15 protein-coding genes, 2 rRNA genes and 1 other annotated feature are annotated in these 19,891 nt (G+C 47.6%); all 17 genes read right to left on the bottom strand.

Annotation, left to right across the window (positions count from 1 at the left end; genetic code table 11):
• Positions 1-7 precede the first annotated feature (7 nt).
• Positions 8-517, bottom strand: a complete 510-nt coding sequence (locus KH172YL63_RS00650) for an NYN domain-containing protein (RefSeq protein WP_173104344.1) — start codon at positions 515-517, stop codon at positions 8-10.
• A 5-nt stretch (positions 518-522) separates the two neighbouring features.
• Complete coding sequence (gene rlmB, locus KH172YL63_RS00645; RefSeq protein ID WP_173104343.1) at positions 523-1,266, bottom strand: 23S rRNA (guanosine(2251)-2'-O)-methyltransferase RlmB; 744 nt, start codon at positions 1,264-1,266, stop codon at positions 523-525.
• Positions 1,263-1,688 carry a Mini-ribonuclease 3 gene (locus KH172YL63_RS00640; RefSeq protein ID WP_173104342.1) on the bottom strand — a complete coding sequence of 142 codons (426 nt, stop codon included), beginning with the start codon at positions 1,686-1,688 and terminating at the stop codon, positions 1,263-1,265. The genes rlmB and KH172YL63_RS00640 overlap by 4 nt, the downstream gene beginning before the upstream one ends.
• Positions 1,688-3,088 carry a cysteine--tRNA ligase gene (cysS, locus tag KH172YL63_RS00635; RefSeq protein WP_173104341.1) on the bottom strand — a complete coding sequence of 467 codons (1,401 nt, stop codon included), beginning with the start codon at positions 3,086-3,088 and terminating at the stop codon, positions 1,688-1,690. Before cysS ends, KH172YL63_RS00640 begins: the two co-directional genes overlap by 1 nt.
• On the bottom strand, positions 3,085-3,735 hold the full coding sequence (gene cysE, locus KH172YL63_RS00630; RefSeq protein WP_173104340.1) for a serine O-acetyltransferase: 651 nt from the start codon (positions 3,733-3,735) through the stop codon (positions 3,085-3,087). The genes cysS and cysE overlap by 4 nt, the downstream gene beginning before the upstream one ends.
• 102 nt (positions 3,736-3,837) lie before the next feature.
• Positions 3,838-4,058: a binding site (T-box leader), on the bottom strand.
• Between the two features lie 43 nt (positions 4,059-4,101).
• Positions 4,102-5,559 carry a glutamate--tRNA ligase gene (gene gltX / locus KH172YL63_RS00625; RefSeq protein WP_173104339.1) on the bottom strand — a complete coding sequence of 486 codons (1,458 nt, stop codon included), beginning with the start codon at positions 5,557-5,559 and terminating at the stop codon, positions 4,102-4,104.
• 86 nt (positions 5,560-5,645) lie between these two features.
• Positions 5,646-6,122, bottom strand: coding sequence for a 2-C-methyl-D-erythritol 2,4-cyclodiphosphate synthase (ispF, locus tag KH172YL63_RS00620; RefSeq protein ID WP_173104338.1), 477 nt, complete (start codon positions 6,120-6,122; stop codon positions 5,646-5,648).
• On the bottom strand, positions 6,115-6,819 hold the full coding sequence (gene ispD, locus KH172YL63_RS00615; protein ID WP_173104337.1) for a 2-C-methyl-D-erythritol 4-phosphate cytidylyltransferase: 705 nt from the start codon (positions 6,817-6,819) through the stop codon (positions 6,115-6,117). The genes ispF and ispD overlap by 8 nt, the downstream gene beginning before the upstream one ends.
• 79 nt (positions 6,820-6,898) lie before the next feature.
• Positions 6,899-7,990, bottom strand: coding sequence for a PIN/TRAM domain-containing protein (locus KH172YL63_RS00610; protein WP_173104336.1), 1,092 nt, complete (start codon positions 7,988-7,990; stop codon positions 6,899-6,901).
• 212 nt (positions 7,991-8,202) lie between these two features.
• Positions 8,203-9,276 (bottom strand): DNA integrity scanning diadenylate cyclase DisA, encoded by a 1,074-nt coding sequence (disA, locus tag KH172YL63_RS00605; RefSeq protein WP_173104335.1) that lies wholly within the window; start codon positions 9,274-9,276, stop codon positions 8,203-8,205.
• Between the two features lie 3 nt (positions 9,277-9,279).
• Positions 9,280-10,656 (bottom strand): DNA repair protein RadA, encoded by a 1,377-nt coding sequence (radA, locus tag KH172YL63_RS00600; RefSeq protein WP_173104334.1) that lies wholly within the window; start codon positions 10,654-10,656, stop codon positions 9,280-9,282.
• A gap of 428 nt (positions 10,657-11,084) precedes the next feature.
• Complete coding sequence (gene clpC, locus KH172YL63_RS00595; RefSeq protein ID WP_173104333.1) at positions 11,085-13,532, bottom strand: ATP-dependent protease ATP-binding subunit ClpC; 2,448 nt, start codon at positions 13,530-13,532, stop codon at positions 11,085-11,087.
• Between the two features lies 1 nt (position 13,533).
• Positions 13,534-14,616 (bottom strand): protein-arginine kinase McsB, encoded by a 1,083-nt coding sequence (locus KH172YL63_RS00590; RefSeq protein ID WP_173104332.1) that lies wholly within the window; start codon positions 14,614-14,616, stop codon positions 13,534-13,536.
• Entirely contained in the window at positions 14,613-15,161 is a 549-nt protein-coding gene (locus KH172YL63_RS00585; RefSeq protein ID WP_173104331.1) for a protein-arginine kinase activator protein McsA, read from the bottom strand. Before KH172YL63_RS00585 ends, KH172YL63_RS00590 begins: the two co-directional genes overlap by 4 nt.
• A 19-nt stretch (positions 15,162-15,180) precedes the next feature.
• Positions 15,181-15,642, bottom strand: coding sequence for a CtsR family transcriptional regulator (locus tag KH172YL63_RS00580; RefSeq protein WP_173104330.1), 462 nt, complete (start codon positions 15,640-15,642; stop codon positions 15,181-15,183).
• 957 nt (positions 15,643-16,599) lie between these two features.
• Positions 16,600-16,716, bottom strand: a 5S ribosomal RNA gene (gene rrf / locus KH172YL63_RS00575).
• 99 nt (positions 16,717-16,815) lie between these two features.
• Positions 16,816-19,751, bottom strand: a 23S ribosomal RNA gene (locus KH172YL63_RS00570).
• Positions 19,752-19,891: the final 140 nt, after the last annotated feature.

The following is a 19,891-nucleotide window of genomic DNA, read 5'->3' as shown; positions in this document are numbered from 1 at the left end:
CAACCTGTCATCGTTCCCCACGGCGCCATTTTTCGAAAATTTCAGCAACTTCTTCTGAAAGCTGGATCTTTGATGCCGGCCGGTTTTCACTCGAATTCCGCACTTTCCGCTCTATTTTTTTCTCAATGACTTTCACTTCAGTCAAGAGCTCCCTCGCAGATTTGCGAAGGGCCCCCTGACCAAATATTGCCCACTGTTCTGTGAAATCCGATGTCGCAACATGGATCTGCGTCTTGATATTGCTCAATTCTATGGCCAATCTTTCAATCCGTTCATCGGCCGTCTCATTTTCTCTCGTAAACAGCACTTCCACTTTATAGTTATTGTACTTCCGGGCGATCCCCTGGACGTAATAGGCATCGAACACCACGATGACCCGGTAACCCGTATACCCCTGATATTCCGCCATCAGTTCGACGAGACGGTCTCTTGCTGCCGCTAAGTCTTTCTGCTTCAACTCATTCAACTCTGACCAGGCACCGATTATGTTATAGCCGTCTACAAGAAGAATATCCATGTCTACTATTCTCCCAGCGGATGGCGCTTGCGATAGACCTCATACATTAATATACTGGCTGCCACCGAAGCGTTTAATGATGTCACGTGACCGATCATTGGCAGCTGGACAAGGAAATCACATTTATCCCTCAGGATACGGCTCATCCCTTTTCCTTCACTTCCGATGATCAAGCCGATCGGAAGTGTGCCGTCTAGCTGGCGGAAATCCTGTTTCCCTTTTGCATCGGTTCCGGCCACCCATACACCCCGTTCTTTCAACTCATCGACCGCTCTTGACAGATTGGTCACACGGGCAACAGGGATATGTTCGATTGCCCCGGTGGATGCCTTCGCAACCGTCGAAGTGAGCCCGACCGCCCTTCTCTTCGGAATGATGATGCCATGTGCACCGGCTGCATCAGCGGTTCTCATGATCGAGCCGAGATTGTGGGGATCTTCGAGTTCATCAAGGATGAGGATGAAGGGGTCCTCCCCCTTTTGTGCTGCTCTCTGAAATAAATCGTCAATTTCTGCATATTGATAGGCTGCGACAGAGGCGACAACCCCCTGGTGGTTTTCCGATACCATCTGCTCGATCTTCTTCTTAGGGACGTACTGGACCATCACATTCATTTCTTTTGCAAGTCCGACGATCTGCTGGATCGAGCCTTTCTGTGACCCTTCCGCGATCCAAATCTTATTGATATCCCTTCCTGACTTCAACGCTTCCATGACGGGGTTTCTTCCGCCGATAAAATCTTTACTCATTTCGTTTCCTCCCTTCCTGCCTGGGCTTGTTCAAAAATGATCTTCAACAGTTCCTCTAATCGCTCGGTGCGATTAAGCAAAAACAAATATCCGATGAGTGCCTCAAAAGCAGTGCTGTGTTTATAAGTCTGTACATCCGTATTTTTCGGGGTCGTCCCTGATTTTGCATTGCGGCCCCGCTTGACGATCGCGATTTCCTCTTCTGTCAGGAGATCCTGATCAAACAATGTCTTTAATATAGCCGCCTGCGCTTTGGCGGAAACAAATTTAGTCGCAGCCCTGTGCAGCTGATTCGGCTTGATCTTCCCTTTTGTCAGCAGGAGCTGCCGTACATAGGTTTCATATACGGCATCCCCCATATAAGCAAGTGCAAGTGCATTGATTTGTTTTGCATCTATTTGTTCATTGATTTCCCTCAGCATTAAGATCCTCTTTTCCAGCGAATGCCTTGAGGTGTATCTTCGAGGATGATATTCATCTCTTTCAGCTTGTCGCGGATTTCATCGGCCAATTGGAAGTTGCGGTCTTTACGCGCCTGGACACGCTTTTCAATCAGCTCTTCCACTTCCTCATCCAATAGCTCTGCTTCCTGAAGGGTGAGCCCGAGCACAGAGAAGAAATCTTCGAATTGACTCAGGAAACCATCAATGACTTCTGTGGATGTGTTCTTCTCCATCAGATAGTAGTTCGCCTGCTTCGATAATTCGAACAACACGGAAATCCCGTTGGCCGTATTGAAGTCATCATCCATTTCCGTAATGAACTGAGTCTTCAGCTCTGCGACCTTATCGAGCCATTCCTGGTTGCTGTCTGTCAGGTCCATGCTTGACTCCCGGCGGTGCTTCAAGTTTTCATACGCTGTCTTGATCCGGTCTAAAGAGGCCTCTGCGCTTTGAAGAAGCTCAAGGTTATAGTTGATCGGATGGCGATAATGGACAGAAAGCATGAAGAAGCGAAGCACTTGCGGATCCTGCTCCTTGATAATGTCATGGACGAGCACAAAGTTGCCGAGTGATTTAGACATCTTCTCATTATCGATATTGATGTAGCCGTTATGCATCCAATATTTCGCGAACGTCTTGCCTGTCAGTGCCTCTGATTGGGCAATTTCATTTTCATGATGAGGGAAAGTCAGATCCTGTCCACCTGCGTGGATATCAATGGTGTCCCCCAGGTAACGCTTCGCCATTGCCGAGCATTCGATATGCCAGCCTGGACGGCCTTCACCCCAAGGGCTCTCCCAGGAGATTTCGCCTTCCTTCGCCGCTTTCCACAACACGAAGTCAAGGGCGTCTTCCTTCTTCTCTCCCACATCGATTCGCGCTCCTGCTTTCAGTTCGTCAATCGGCTGGTGAGAAAGTTTCCCGTACCCATCAAACTTTCTTGTACGATAATAAACATCCCCTTGAGATTCGTAGGCGTATCCTTTCTCAACCAGTGCAGAAATGAATTCGATGATCGTATCGATATTCTCCGTTACGGTCGGATGGATATCCGCTTTCTTACAGCCAAGCGCCCCAGTGTCTTCGAAATAAGCCTGGATAAACCGCTTTGCAATCGTCGGGACATCCTCCCCAAGCTCATTCGCCGCACGGATCAGCTTATCGTCCACATCCGTGAAGTTCGATACGAATTGCACATCGTAACCTCTATACTCCAAATAACGGCGCACTGTATCGAACACAATCGCAGGACGTGCATTTCCTATATGGATATAATTATATACGGTAGGCCCGCACACATACATTTTGACCTTCCCCTCTTCCAAGGGCTTAAATTCCTCTTTATTTCTTGTCAGTGTATTATATAAACGAATCGTCACAATGATCGACTCCTTCCCTCATATTCCTTCAGTAAAGATCTCAGTTCATTCATTTCCTGTTCCATCAGTTTCATACGGTCATTCATCGGATCGGGAAGATCACAGTGGTTCAGGTCCTTCTGTATCTTCACGCCGTCCTGGATGACGACCTTGCCCGGTATCCCGACTACGGTTGAATTCGGCGGGACATCTTTCAAAACGACCGATCCTGCCCCTACTTTTGAATTTTCCCCAACTATGATCGATCCTAACACTTTTGCTCCTGTCGCAATCAGGGCATTATCCTGGATCGTCGGGTGACGCTTTCCTTTTTCCTTACCGGTCCCACCGAGGGTGACCCCTTGGAAGATCGTCACATTATCCCCGATTTCACACGTTTCTCCGATGACGACGCCCATTCCGTGATCGATGAAGAAGCGGCGGCCGATCTTTGCCCCGGGATGGATCTCCACCCCTGTGAAGAAACGGCTCACCTGTGAAATGACCCTGGCAATGAAAAAGAATTTGCGCTTGAAAAACGCATGGGCAACCCTGTGGGCCCAGATTGCATGGAGCCCTGAGTACGTGAGGATGACCTCCACATAGTTCCTCGCTGCAGGATCCTGATCAAACACGACATCTATATCTTCCTTAAACGACTTAAACATTCAATCCCCTCTCTTCTGTATACTTCATCCGCAGGCGGCTTGGAGAGCCCCGACAAACCTGAGGCATCAAGCCAATAAAAAAAGCGCCCCTGTCATTAAACTGACAGAGACGCTTTATAAGCGCGGTTCCACTCTGATTGGGAAGGATGGACCCTTCCCCAACTCGAACCCTGTTAACGGTAGGGAACCGCCTTTACCTACTATATTTCAGTAACGGGCTCTGAGGTGCATTTCAGAATCGGAGGGGCTTAAACCATTTTCAGCCGGTGATGGTTCTCTCTTCTAAGCATCCGCTTCTTACTTCTCCTCTTCAACGCGATATCATTTATATTGATACTCTTACTATATTACATATCCTTTAAAATGTTAACCTAAAAGACTTTGAAGACGGTGTTTCACTGTATCTTTCCCTAAAAGCTCAATCGCATTCGGCAGTTCAGGGCCGTGCGTCTGTCCGGTGACCGCTACGCGGATCGGCATGAACAGCTTTTTCCCTTTATGGCCGGTAGACTTCTGTACCGCTTTGATGGACGATTTGATTTCAGCCGCCTCATACGTTTCAAGGGCATCGATTTCAGTCAGGAAAGCTTGAAGGACTTCAGGTACCTGCTCTTCATCCAATACAGCCTTTGCTTCCTCATCATATTCAAGGTCCGCCTTGAAGAACATTTCAGACAGCTCGACGATTTCTGCACCGAAGCTCATTTGCTCCTGGTATAAAGAAATGACTCGGCTTGCCCACTCACGCTGTTCAGCGGACATATTTTCATCAAGCTTCCCGGCACTGATCAAGTGAGGCAGGGACAGCGCAACGACTTCTTCCAGCTCAAGGTTCTTCATGTACTGATTGTTCATCCATGTCAGCTTTTGATTATCAAACAGGGCTGATGAAGTGGATAAGCGCTCAGGATCAAAGATTTCAATGAACTCTTCCTTTGAGAAAAGCTCTTCTTCCCCTTTTGGAGACCAGCCTAACAATCCGATGAAGTTGAATAACGCTTCCGGCAGATATCCCAATGCTTCATATTGCTCAATGAACTGGATGATGCTTTCATCACGCTTACTTAACTTTTTACGGCTTTCATTGACGATCAGAGTCATATGCCCGTATACAGGCGCTTCCCATCCAAGAGCATCAAAGATCATCAATTGCTTAGGTGTATTGGAAATATGATCTTCCCCGCGAAGGACGTGGGTGATCTTCATCAGGTAATCATCAACCGCTACGGCAAAGTTATACGTAGGCGTGCCATCTTTCTTCGCGATGACAAAATCACCGATGCCGTCAGATTCAAAGGCTACATCGTCTTTCACAATATCATTGAAAGAGAATACTCTTCCTGCAGGGACACGGAAACGGATGCTCGGCTGACGGCCTTCTGCCGCCAGTTTCTCCTGATCTTCCTGTGTCAGGTTACGGCATTTGCCTGAATAGCGTGGCATCTGACCTGATGCTGACTGGGCTTCGCGCTCCGCTTCAAGCTCCTCTTCCGTACAATAGCATTTATATGCTTGTCCGCTTTCGAGCAGCTCATTCAAGTATTGCTCGTAAATATGATTACGCTCAGATTGACGGTAAGGACCGTATTCACCTGGCTTATCCACGCTTTCATCCCAATCGATGCCAAGCCACTGAAGATATTTCAGCTGACTTTCTTCGCCGCCTTCGATATTACGCTTCTTATCCGTGTCTTCAATACGGATGATGAACTTCCCGCCTGTGCTGCGGGCGTACAGGTAATTGAATAAAGCGGTTCTGGCATTTCCAATATGTAAATGACCCGTCGGACTCGGGGCATAACGGACGCGTACTTCTTGTGTCATTTGTTTTCCTCCTCTAATGAATCGAACTTAAAAGTCTATGACCTATTTTAACACCGTTATGTAAGGGAATAAAGCGAATTTATCCCTTACTTCTTTTTAATTAAAATGGTGGTTTGGGCGGCAATCCCTTCGCCTCTTCCGGTGAATCCAAGTTTCTCGGAAGTTGTCGCCTTTACGTTCACATCAGTGATTTCCGCTTCAAGCAGTGTCGCGATGCTCTGTCTCATTTCATCGATATACGGAGCCATCTTCGGCTTCTGGGCAATGATCGTACAATCGATATTTCCCAGTTCATAGCCTTCCTCTTTCACAAGCGCCCATACATGCTGAAGGAGCTTTGCAGAATCGGCATCCTTGAACTCAGGATCTGTGTCAGGGAAATGCTTTCCGATATCACCTGCTGCAATCGCACCTAAACACGCATCCGCAACCGCATGCAGCAATACATCCGCATCCGAATGACCCAATAATCCTTTTTCGTAAGGAATCGTAATGCCTCCCATGATCAGGGGTCTTCCTTCCACTAATTGATGAACATCAAAACCTTGTCCAATCCTAAACATGATTATTCCCTCCACTCTTTTCCTCTTGTTTCTTTAAGATCGCTTCGGCAAAATATAGATCCTCAGGCGTTGTCAGTTTGATATTGTCATAATCACTTTCGACAACGGATACCTTCACATCCATCCTTTCTACCAGCGAAGCGTCATCTGTTCCAAGGAAGCCTTCACGTTGTGCTTCGTCATGGGCCTTTTTCAAGACGGAAACACGAAAAGCTTGTGGGGTTTGAACCATCCACAAGCTTGAGCGTTCAATCGTTTCCTCGACTTTTCCATCCAGCACTTTCTTGATTGTATCTTTGACAGGGACAGCAGCAATCGCCGCTCCTGCAGAATGTGTCTTCTCCACCAACCGGTGAATGGTCGATTCTTTAATAAATGGTCTTGCCCCGTCATGGACGAGAACAATCTCATGATCCACCTCAAGCAATGCATGATACACACTGTGCTGACGCTCTTTCCCACCGTCTACGAGCTTCACGACTTTCGTGATTCCGAAACGCTTCAGCAATGCGGTGAACGTATCCCGCTCCGACGGATGAATCGCCAAATAAATCCCTTTACACCGGGCATCCTGTTCAAAGACACGCAGTGTATGGATGATGACAGGGCACTCATTCAATTCAAGGAGCAGCTTATTCCTGTCTGCCTTCATTCGCTTTCCCTGACCCGCAGCCGGGATGACCACTTCATATTCCATACGATAACCCCTTTAACTCTCATGTCATACTATTTATTATACCTCACAGGATGACATGAGTCAGGGCATAGCTTTAAACTTATAAGGCTTTTTCAAGCTGCTTCGGCTTTGCGAAAATCATTCGGCCTGCCGACGTTTGCAGGACAGATGTCACCAGTACATCGATATACTTTCCAATATAGTTGCGTCCTTCCTCTACGACGATCATCGTACCGTCATCCAGGTACGCAATTCCCTGGTTATGCTCTTTCCCGTCTTTGATGACCTGCACTTTCAACTCTTCGCCAGGCAGGACGACCGGCTTGACCGCATTGGCCAGATCATTGATGTTCAATACTTGTACACCTTGAAGGTCACATACTTTATTCAAGTTGAAATCGTTGGTCACAACGATGCCATTGGTGATCTTTGCAAGCTTTACAAGCTTAGAATCCACTTCTTGAATCTCCTCGAAGTCCCCTTCATAAATCTGGACCTCGACAGGAAGTTCTTTCTGGATCCGGTTCAGGATATCCAACCCGCGGCGTCCGCGGTTACGCTTCAACACGTCCGACGAATCGGCAATATGCTGGAGCTCTTCCAATACAAACTGTGGAATCACGACGATCCCTTCCAAAAACCCGGTTTGGCAAATATCCGCTATACGGCCATCGATGATGACACTCGTATCGAGGATCTTAAGGGTTTTCACACCCACTTCTTCTGCATCTTCTTCCAGGTCTTTTTTCTTTCCGCGGGCAGACGCGCCAAAAAGACTGACCAGTTCATCCCGTTTCTTGAAACCTACCTGAAATCCTAAATATCCAAGAAGCAATGTCAATAGAATCGGCACGACGGTATTCACAATCGGAATCTGCATCTGATTGAACGGAATACCGGACAAATAGGCTACAAACAGACCGATGATAAGACCTAAACTGCCGAATAGCAAATCGGTCACCGGGGCCTTTACTAAACTATCTTCAAACCACTTGACGAAATTGACAACATACTCGACTGCCCAAAACGAAAGAATATAAAAGATGATGGCACCAAATATAGCAGTCATATAAGGGTTATTAATTAAAGGAATGTCTGATAAATTAATGACGGTAAATAACTCGGGAAGAAGAAAGATCCCTAATGTACCCCCGACAATCAGGAAGCACGCTTGAACGATTCTTTTTAACATTCCCTCACCTCCTCCTATTCATTATAAACAATTTACTATTTTTGAAACGTCATAAGCTTGAGAATTTAAAATTTAACCGAATCGACATCATTTTGATATACGTATCCCATCATAATGGATTCCTTAAGTGAAGGCTAACACGTCTGAAAGGAACTGTCAATTTTTTGAAAATGATACAAATGTACCAATTGAGGAAAAAGAAGGGCATCACACTACAGCTGGTGGTCGGCAAACGTCTGCTCCTTAATCAGCTTAAGCCCCTCCTTGATCTTCCTTGCCCTAACTTCACCGATCCCTTCCACTTCATCCAGGTCATCCACAGATGCACTCACGATTTGAGGGAGCGTGTCAAAGCGGGTGATCAGGTTTTCAATGATGACGATCGGCAGGCGGGGAATTTTATTCAATACACGGTAGCCCCTCGGGAAGATCGCATCATCATGGTGAACATACCCGTGATAACCCAATAGCTTGAACAGTACGTTATCCTCTAAAACCTCCGAGTGTACAAGCTCCTGGAACTTATAGAGCAGCTCGAAAGGCTTGATGTTCCGCTCATGGGAATAATCCCTGATGATCAGCATCGCTTCATCCTCGATATCTGACAGCAGTTCATTCATCTGCAGGCGAATCAGCCTTCCTTCGACTCCCAGTTCGCTTAAATAGGTCAGCAGTTCATTCTTGATCCTGAGCACCATTTCAAAGCGGTGCAGCACCTTCAATAAGTCACTCTGGGTCACCAGTTCTTCAAACTCAAGCACCGACAGATTCGAAATGCTCTGATCAAGCACGACTTTATATTTCTCAAGTGTCTGTATTGCCTGGTTGGCCTTCGTCAAGATGACAGAGATGTCCTTTAACGCATACCGGAAACTCCCTTGATATAGGGTGATGACATTTCTACGCTGGGAAATCGCAATGACAAGCGCATTCGTCTGGCGGGCAACCCGCTCTGCCGTACGATGCCTCATCCCGGTTTCCGTGGAAGGGACATATATGTCCGGAGCAAGCTGGGCATTGGCCAGGATGATCTTCGTCCCTGCTTCATTCAGGATGATCGCCCCGTCCATCTTGGCAAGTTCATACAGATAGCTTGGGGAAAACGCACAGTTGATATGAAACCCTCCATCAAGAACAGACTTCACCTTGTCGTTATAGCCAACGACGATCAAACCACCCGTATTCGCCCGCAGTACATTATCAATTCCGTCTCTTATCGGAGCGCCGGGAGCCACGAACTGCAGTATATCTGATATGGACTTATCTCTTGCCTTCTTATCTTCCATTGTTTATCCTCCTAATATAATTGAGAGGGCCTCATTAATATTCGACACGCCTTTCACTTCTATGTCAGACGGCGGATGCCATCCACTCAAGTTATTCTGTGGCAGAATCACACGCTTGAATCCAAGCTTAGCCGCTTCCTGAACACGTTGCTCAATCCTCGACACCCGTCTGATTTCCCCTGTAAGGCCAACTTCCCCGATGATACAATCGTGGGCACTGGATGCCTTATCCCGGAAGCTTGAGGCAATGCTCGCAGCAACCGCCAAATCGATCGCAGGCTCATCCAGCTTCACGCCGCCCGCTACTTTCAAATAAGCATCCTGCTGTTGTAGCAGCATACCTGCCCGCTTCTCAAGAACCGCCATAATCAGGGAAACACGGCTGTGATCGATCCCCGTCGCCATCCTCCGGGGGTTATTAAAGCTGGTGGGGGTTACAAGTGCCTGAATCTCTACAAGCACAGGTCTCGTCCCCTCCATGGAAGCGACAACCGTCGACCCTGCCGCCCCCTGGGACCGTTCTTCCAAAAAGATCTCAGAAGGATTCGCCACTTCTTCAAGCCCGAGCTCTTTCATCTCAAAGATCCCCATCTCATTCGTCGAACCGAAACGATTCTTTACCGCCCTTAATATACGGTACGAATGATGGCGTTCCCCTTCAAAGTAAAGCACCGTATCGACCATATGTTCGAGCAGGCGCGGACCCGCAATCGAACCTTCCTTTGTAACATGCCCGACAATGAAGATCGCAATGCCCTTCGTCTTCCCGATCCTCATCAGCTCAGCGGTACATTCCCTTACCTGAGATACACTTCCCGGGGCTGACGTCACCTCTGGATGAAAGATCGTCTGGATCGAATCGATGATGACAAAATCGGGAGAAATCTGTTCAATCGTTTGATGGATCAACTCAAGACTCGTTTCCGCATAAATATACAACTCATCCGCATTCACGTGTAAACGATCAGCCCGCAGCTTCGTCTGCTTAATGGACTCCTCCCCCGATATATAAAGTACCTTATGCTTTTGCTCGGCCAGCTGAGCTGACACCTGAAGCAGCAAAGTGGATTTCCCGATCCCCGGGTCCCCTCCGATTAAGATGAGAGACCCCGGCACCACACCTCCACCGAGCACCCTGTTCAATTCCTTCGATTCAGTCAACACCCGGGGCTCCTGCTTCGTTTCAATCGAAGTCAGCTTCTCCGCCTTCGAAGGGCCGTTGCTTTCAGTATGCATAAACGACGCACGGGGCTTCTTCCCCGTCATCTCCACTTCCTCCACCATCGTGTTCCACTCATTGCACCCTGGACATTTACCCATCCATTTCGCAGACTCATATCCACATGATGAACACACAAACTTCGTCTTTTTCTTAGCCAAACTATTCTTCCCCTCTTTTACTCTATTTGTACTCCCATCCATTCATGACAATACCATTTGGAATGATTGTATCGGTTTTATGTAATGGATTCAAGAAAAGCGGAGCCGGCTTGGTAGGCCCGACAAGCACAAGGGGGGAAATACCGGAAGGCGGTCTTTGCCTTTTGGTATTTTTCCCTTGTGACCTCGAGGGACTAGCCGGCGGAGCTAGACAATATGAAAAGCGCAGGGGGCTTGCTCAAAGGCGACAAGCATATGGCAGGTTAACCGGAAAGGCGTTTTTTGCCTTTTTGGTTAACCTGACATATGACCTCGAGCCTCTAGCCACATGAACCACCCGTCTCCACATTGCCGCCTGTCCTACCTTTTCTTAAGATAAAAGAGGTACACGTAAAGCATCTGCGTGTACCTCTTTGTCATTCTTCATATTATGTCGTCGTGTTTGCCGCTTCTTCTTTTTGAACTTTGACCACAAACTCATTCTCTTCTACATCGATGAGGATATTCTGGCCAGTAAGTACTTTGCCTCTAAGCAGCTCTTCTGACAGTTTATCTTCTACATATTTCTGAATCGCACGGCGAAGTGGACGTGCCCCGTATTCAGGATCGAATCCTTCTTCTGCGATCTTCTCTTTTGCTGCCGCTGAAAGTTCCAGATGAATATCCTGTTCTTTCAAGCGAGTTGTCAATTGATTGGACATCAATGTCACAATCTCTTTCAAGTGATCTTTTTCAAGAGAATGGAACACGATGATTTCATCGATACGGTTCAGGAATTCAGGTCGGAATGCACGCTTCAGCTCTTCCATGACCTTCCCTTTCATATCCTTATAATCCTGCTGACCATCCTGGATGTTGAAGCCGACATATTTATTGCTCTTAAGCGACTGTGCCCCAACGTTCGAAGTCATGATCAGGACCGTATTCCTAAAGTCGACCGTTCTGCCCTTCGAATCAGTCAAACGGCCATCTTCCAGCACTTGAAGCAAGATGTTGAATACATCCGGGTGGGCTTTTTCAATCTCATCGAGAAGGACGACAGAATATGGTTTACGGCGAACTTTTTCAGTCAGTTGACCGCCCTCTTCATACCCTACATATCCTGGAGGTGAACCAACCAAGCGGGATGTCGAGTGTTTTTCCATATACTCGGACATATCGATGCGGATCATCGCATCTTCATCCCCGAACATCGATTCTGCAAGCGCACGGGCAAGTTCCGTTTTCCCTACACCAGTCGGTCCAAGGAAGACAAAGGAACCAATCGGGCGCTTCGGATCTTTCAGTCCGGCACGTGCACGACGGACAGCTTTCGAAACGGCGACTACCGCTTCAGATTGACCAATCACCCGGGAATGAAGGATTTCCTCCAATTTCAGCAAACGGTCTGTTTCTGTTTGTGCAAGCTTTGAAACAGGCACTCCCGTCCAGTTCGATACAACCTTGGCGATATCTTCAACGGTCACTTCTGTGTTTTCCTGACCTTGTTTTTCTTTCCATGTATTCTTCGTTTCCTCTAACTCTTCACGGAGCTTCTGCTCTGAATCCCGCAGTGAAGCAGCTTTTTCAAATTCCTGACTTTGAACGGCTGCATCCTTTTCTTTGCGGATCTCTTCAAGCTTGGCTTCGAGCTCTTTCAGGTTCGGCGGTGTCGTGTATGAGCGCAATCTCACCTTAGAACCGGCTTCATCAATTAAATCAATCGCTTTATCCGGAAGGAATCGGTCTGAAATATAACGGTCAGACATCTTCACTGCCGCATCGATCGCTTCATCGGTAATCGATACGCGGTGATGGGCTTCATAACGGTCCCGTAACCCCTTCAGAATCTGGATGGACTCTTCGGCCGTAGGTTCATTGACCTGGATCGGTTGGAAACGGCGCTCCAGTGCAGCATCCTTTTCGATATATTTACGATACTCATCCAATGTCGTCGCTCCGATACATTGCAACTCACCACGGGCAAGGGATGGTTTCAGGATATTCGATGCATCGATTGCCCCTTCTGCACCACCTGCTCCGATCAATGTATGAAGTTCATCGATGAACAGGATGATGTTTCCTGCCTGACGGATTTCGTCCATGACTTTCTTCAGACGGTCCTCGAATTCACCACGGTATTTCGTACCGGCGACCACCGTACCCATATCAAGTGTCATTACCCGTTTATCCCGCAGGATCTCCGGCACTTCATTGGCAATGATCTGTTGTGCCAGACCTTCTGCTATCGCTGTTTTCCCGACACCAGGCTCCCCGATCAATACCGGGTTATTCTTTGTACGGCGGCTTAGAACTTCGATCACCCGTTGGATTTCCTTACTTCTTCCGATGACCGGATCCAAGCTGCCTTCACGTGCTATCGCCGTCAGGTCACGGGCTAAGCTGTCAAGGGTTGGCGTGTTGGCATTTGCATTGCCTCCGCCCTGGTGGTTGCTTGAATCATTGCTGCCTAGTAGCTGAAGTACCTGCTGACGTGCTTTATTCAAGCTCACACCCAGATTTCCGAGCACCCGTGCAGCGACTCCTTCGCCTTCACGGATCAACCCGAGTAAAATATGCTCCGTTCCTACATATGAGTGACCGAGTTTACGGGCCTCATCCATTGAAAGTTCAATCACTTTCTTAGCCCGAGGTGTGTAATGAATCGTTTGGGACTTCTCTGTACCTTTGCCGATCAGCCCTTCCACTTCCTTCTGGATCTTCTCAGGGCTCAACCCCAATGCCGTAAGGGCCTTCGCAGCAATCCCTTCACCTTCCCGGACAAGTCCTAATAAAATATGTTCAGTGCCAATGTTACTGTGCGATAAACGAATCGCTTCTTCTTGAGCCAGCGCCAATACTTTTTGTGCTCTTTCTGTAAATCGACCAAACATCATATTATTTTTCCTCCTCACATATATCCTTATCTAACTTAATTCGCTCTCGTATCAAAGAAGACCTTCTTATATCTCTTTCATTTGGTCGCAAAGGACCTCCAGAATATTGTTGTAAAAAACCCGGCTGGGTCAAAATCATTAATTCATTCAGTATATTCTTTGATATGGCTTTGATGTATCCTAAATCAATCCCGAGCCTGACATCCGACAGACACTTCGCCGCCTCCTTGGATTCAATGATCCTGCTGTGCTCAAGCACCCCGAGTGAACGAAAGATCCTGTCTTCTAATTGTATGTTGGACGTCTTAACTAATGCGCCCCTGGCAGACAGTTCTTTATCGATGATCTGCTCCACGACGCTCAACAAATCTTCTACAATATCCTCCTCAGACTTCCCAAGGGTCGTTTGATTCGAAATCTGAAAGATATTCCCGAGCGCCTCGCTGCCTTCACCATATATCCCCCTGACCACCAGTCCCAACTGATTGATTGCCGGGATAATACGGTTCAATTGCTGCGTCAGGACAAGTCCCGGCAGGTGCATCATCACCGATGCCCTGAGCCCCGTCCCTACATTGGTCGGGCAGGTCGTCAAGTAACCGTGCTTTTCATCAAAGGCATAATCAAATTCACTCTCGAACCAGTCATCAATCTGATTCGCCCGCTGCAGTGCTTCCTTCAATTGCAAACCGGGATATAAACACTGTATTCGAATATGGTCCTCTTCGTTTACCATTATGCTGACATCTTCCTCATTTGATAAAAGGACTGCCCCATCATTCGTATCCTCTGCCAGGTTGGGACTAATAAGGTGTTTCTCCATCAATACCCTCTTTTGGAGGGGCTGAATCTCACTTGTCGGTAAAAATTCCAATTCCCCGAGCTCTTTCGGGTAAAAAGAGAGTTTATCCTTCACACGCTCCACAATCTCTTTGGCTTCTTCTGAAGAATATAAAGTAGAAAAACGGAAATCAGTCAGGTTCCTTGCAAGTCTCACCCTCGAACTGAGGACAATATCTGAGTTCGGTCCCTCTTCACTCATCCACGAACTGACAGCATTACTCAAGAACTTTTCAAGACTCATTCCTGCTCTCCCCCTTCTTTCTTGATTTCTTTCTCCAGGGAGCGGATTTCATCTCTGATCTCAGCTGCTTTTTCAAACTCTTCATCCACTATCATCTTCTGCAGTTCCGATTTCAGCTGTTGAATTTTCTTTTTCAAATGAATGGCGCCGCCCATCCGTTCCGGAACCTTGCCATGATGCTCAACATTTCCACTGTGAACACGCTTTAACAAAGGCGTCAACTCGTCTTTGAACGTCTCATAACAATGGGCACAGCCAAATCTTCCTACATTGATAAACTGATGAATCGTCATCTTACATTTCTTGCATTGAAGTACTTCTGCCTTAGGAATTTCAGCTTCCTTTGCCTGCTTAAATGCAGGGGATATATTAAGGAGACCTGCCAATAGATTGTTCACAGAAAACCCAGGATTAGAATCAAACATGAACATGTCACCTTTATCCTGCGCGCACTGCTCACATAAATGAACCTCCGTCTTTTCCCCATTGACCACCTTTGTAAAATGAAGGGTTGCAGGTCTTTCATTGCAGTCTTGACACACCATCCCTCTCACTCCTCAACACTTACTCATATTTCAAAGTATCAAGCATCGCCCTGAGCATCCTTCCTCTCAGTACATCCCTTTCAGGCAGATCCACCATGATGACCGATCGATCCATCACACTCAGCATGATCTTCGCTTCTCTCTCGGAAATGATCTCTTCTTCAACCAATCTAAACACAATATCAGCCGCCGTATTTTGACTGATCATTTGCGTTATCAAAGAAACAAGCTGATCAATCAAGTGAACTTGATCGTGAGCCTTCACCTTCATGATCCGGATGTAGCCTCCGCCACCCCGCTTACTCTCCACTACATATCCACGTTCAATCGTAAAGCGGGTATTGATGACATAATTAATTTGAGAAGGAACACATTGAAACTTATCAGCGATCTCGCTCCTTTTAATCTCGACGATCTCACGTTCACTCACTTCTAACACGTTCTTCAAATAATTTTCAATGATGTCGGAAATGTTCCTCATCAAACCTCCTCCTCATTTTGACTTTGACTATATTTGACTATAATTATACAACCGGGAAATCAACTTTGCAATTATGAAGTTTACCCTTAGAAGTTTTCCTGTTTTTGGGAGGTTTTAAACGTGGGGGGGTGGGGATTTTTGAGTTTTTGGGGGATGGCGGGATGGGGTGTTGATCTGGGGGTCTGACTTCCGACCTATTTTAATAAGTATAGTAAGTTTCCACTCCGTTGTGCGGGCTGGGAGAAGATTTAAATGAGAGGGATGGCTTTTTTATTAGAATTGGTTACCCTTTCTGTTAAAAATCAACCATATAGAAGGGTTATTCTTCGAATTTACGGTGAAACCCAGGATGGGGACATTAGATGTTACTGATTTTCATGGTATTGGGAGCTATTTTAAGAAGGTCACTCATGCTGATTGCGTCATTTCACAAGGTTTATGCGTCTCTTTTAGGGTTATTTGCGTCATTTTCAGAGGTTTTTGCGTCGTTTTTTTCATTTATGCGTCTCTTTACTTGGTTTATGCGTCGTTTAACAATATTACCCATTTCGTCACTAAAATGTGTTGACTCAAACTTACCAATTTACTAAATCCACACTTTCTTACAACGTCCCTTCCCCGGAGGCCTCCCCTCTCTCCTACCATTCCCCCTCCCCACATCCACACCAACCAAAAAAGAGTATCTCTCAAAGAGCTACCCTTCTGAACTATTCGCCTGGCGCCACCCCACAGTCTAATACCGCACCCAATCTATCATCCGCGCTAAAGCTGCGACTAATCTTCAAATCCCTCTACGGAGAACTGAACAAAGATCTTCTTCACTCCATCACGTCTTCAATCTTCTTGTACTCCCACTACCATCCAACTCGAGCTCTATCACCAACCCCGGAAGCCCCCACTCCCAAAAACCAACACAAAAAAAGCAGCCCCCTAAAGAGCTACTCTTTCCTACTATTTGCCTGGCGACGTCCTACTCTCACAGGGGGAGATCCCCCAACTACCATCGGCGCTGAAGAGCTTAACTTCCGTGTTCGGCATGGGAACGGGTGTGACCTCTTCGCCATAATCACCAGACGAATATTTAATTGAAGGTTTATTCCTTCAAAACTAGATAAAGAATTGATGTCAAGAAAGCCGAATATCAGCCTGTTGTTCATATAAATATGACTCTTTGTGGTTAAGTCCTCGATCGATTAGTATCAGTCAACTCCACATGTCGCCATGCTTCCATCTCTGACCTATCTACCTAGTCATCTTCTAGGGATCTTACTCACTTACGTGATGGGAAATCTCATCTCGAGGGGGCTTCATGCTTAGATGCTTTCAGCACTTATCCCTTCCGCACATAGCTACCCAGCGATGCCTTTGGCAAGACAACTGGTACACCAGCGGTGCGTCCATCCCGGTCCTCTCGTACTAAGGACAGCTCCTCTCAAATTTCCTGCGCCCACGACGGATAGGGGACCGAACTGTCTCACGACGTTCTGAACCCAGCTCGCGTACCGCTTTAATGGGCGAACAGCCCAACCCTTGGGACCGACTACAGCCCCAGGATGCGATGAGCCGACATCGAGGTGCCAAACCTCCCCGTCGATGTGGACTCTTGGGGGAGATAAGCCTGTTATCCCCGGGGTAGCTTTTATCCGTTGAGCGATGGCCCTTCCATGCGGAACCACCGGATCACTAAGCCCGACTTTCGTCCCTGCTCGACTTGTAGGTCTCGCAGTCAAGCTCCCTTGTGCCTTTACACTCTGCGAATGATTTCCAACCATTCTGAGGGGAACCTTTGGGCGCCTCCGTTACTCTTTAGGAGGCGACCGCCCCAGTCAAACTGCCCACCTGACACTGTCTCCCACCCCGATAAGGGGCGCGGGTTAGAATTTCAATACAGCCAGGGTAGTATCCCACCGATGCCTCCACCGAAGCTGGCGCTCCGGTTTCCAAGGCTCCTACCTATCCTGTACAAGCTGTACCAAAATTCAATATCAGGCTACAGTAAAGCTCCACGGGGTCTTTCCGTCCTGTCGCGGGTAACCTGCATCTTCACAGGTACTATAATTTCACCGAGTCTCTCGTTGAGACAGTGCCCAGATCGTTACGCCTTTCGTGCGGGTCGGAACTTACCCGACAAGGAATTTCGCTACCTTAGGACCGTTATAGTTACGGCCGCCGTTTACTGGGGCTTCGATTCGCACCTTCGCTTGCGCTAAGCACTCCTCTTAACCTTCCAGCACCGGGCAGGCGTCAGCCCCTATACTTCGCCTTACGGCTTCGCAGAGACCTGTGTTTTTGCTAAACAGTCGCCTGGGCCTATTCACTGCGGCTCTCTCGGGCTTGCACCCTACCAGAGCACCCCTTCTCCCGAAGTTACGGGGTCATTTTGCCGAGTTCCTTAACGAGAGTTCTCTCGCTCACCTTAGGATTCTCTCCTCGCCTACCTGTGTCGGTTTGCGGTACAGGCACCTTTTTCCTCGCTAGAGGCTTTTCTTGGCAGTGTGGAATCAGGAACTTCGCTACTATAATTCGCTCGCTATCACAGCTCAGCCTTCACGATGACGGGATTTGCCTCATCATCAGCCTAACTGCTTAGACGCACATATCCAGCAGTGCGCTTACCCTATCCTCCTGCGTCCCCCCATTGCTCAAACGGAAAAGAGGTGGTACAGGAATATCAACCTGTTGTCCATCGTCTACGCCTATCGGCCTCGACTTAGGTCCTGACTAACCCTGAGCGGACGAGCCTTCCTCAGGAAACCTTAGGCATTCGGTGGATGGGATTCTCACCCATCTTTCGCTACTCATACCGGCATTCTCACTTCTAAGCACTCCACCAGTCCTTACGGTCTAGCTTCGCAGTCCTTAGAACGCTCTCCTACCACTGACACCTTAAGGTGTCAATCCACAGCTTCGGTGATACGTTTAGCCCCGGTACATTTTCGGCGCAGAGTCACTCGACCAGTGAGCTATTACGCACTCTTTAAATGGTGGCTGCTTCTAAGCCAACATCCTGGTTGTCTAAGCAACTCCACATCCTTTTCCACTTAACGTATACTTTGGGACCTTAGCTGGTGGTCTGGGCTGTTTCCCTTTCGACTACGGATCTTATCACTCGCAGTCTGACTCCCATGGATAAGTCTTTGGCATTCGGAGTTTGTCTGAATTCGGTAACCCGATGAGGGCCCCTAGTCCAAACAGTGCTCTACCTCCAAGACTCTTACACATGAGGCTAGCCCTAAAGCTATTTCGGAGAGAACCAGCTATCTCCAAGTTCGATTGGAATTTCTCCGCTACCCACACCTCATCCCCGCACTTTTCAACGTGCGTGGGTTCGGACCTCCATTCAGTGTTACCTGAACTTCATCCTGGACATGGGTAGATCACCTGGTTTCGGGTCTACGACCACATACTCAATTCGCCCTATTCAGACTCGCTTTCGCTGCGGCTCCGTCTTATCAACTTAACCTTGCATGGGATCGTAACTCGCCGGTTCATTCTACAAAAGGCACGCCATCACCCGTTAACGGGCTCTGACTACTTGTAGGCACACGGTTTCAGGTTCTATTTCACTCCCCCTTCCGGGGTGCTTTTCACCTTTCCCTCACGGTACTGGTTCACTATCGGTCACTAGGTAGTATTTAGCCTTGGGAGATGGTCCTCCCAGATTCCGACGGAATTTCACGTGTTCCGCCGTACTCAGGATCCACTCAAGAGGGAATGACGTTTCGACTACAGGGTTGTTACCTTCTTTGACGAGTCTTTCCAGACTTCTTCGTCTACCCCATTCCTTTGTAACTCCGTATAGAGTGTCCTACAACCCCAAGAGGCAAGCCTCTTGGTTTGGGCTATCCCGTTTCGCTCGCCGCTACTCAGGGAATCGCAATTGCTTTCTCTTCCTCCAGGTACTTAGATGTTTCAGTTCCCTGGGTCTGCCTTCCATACTCTATGTATTCAAGTATGGATATTGTTCCATTACGAACAATGGGTTCCCCCATTCGGAAATCTCTGGATCAAAGCTCACTTACAGCTCCCCAAAGCATATCGGTGTTAGTCCCGTCCTTCGTCGGCTCCTAGTGCCAAGGCATCCACCGTGCGCCCTTCATAACTTAACCGAATTGGTTGTTACATAAGGTTTAAAACCTAAATTGGCGATACTCGGTAATTTCTTGACTATCAATTTATCTTTATCTAGTTTTCAAAGAACAAATTTCTGTCTCAGAAGAGACAAAAGTTTTGATGATAATTAAACCAT

Source organism: Bacillus sp. KH172YL63, assembly GCF_011398925.1.
Classification (GTDB): domain Bacteria; phylum Bacillota; class Bacilli; order Bacillales; family Bacillaceae_B; genus Rossellomorea.
Note: the sequence above shows the minus strand (reverse complement) of the source record. Positions and strands in the feature narration are given on the sequence as shown.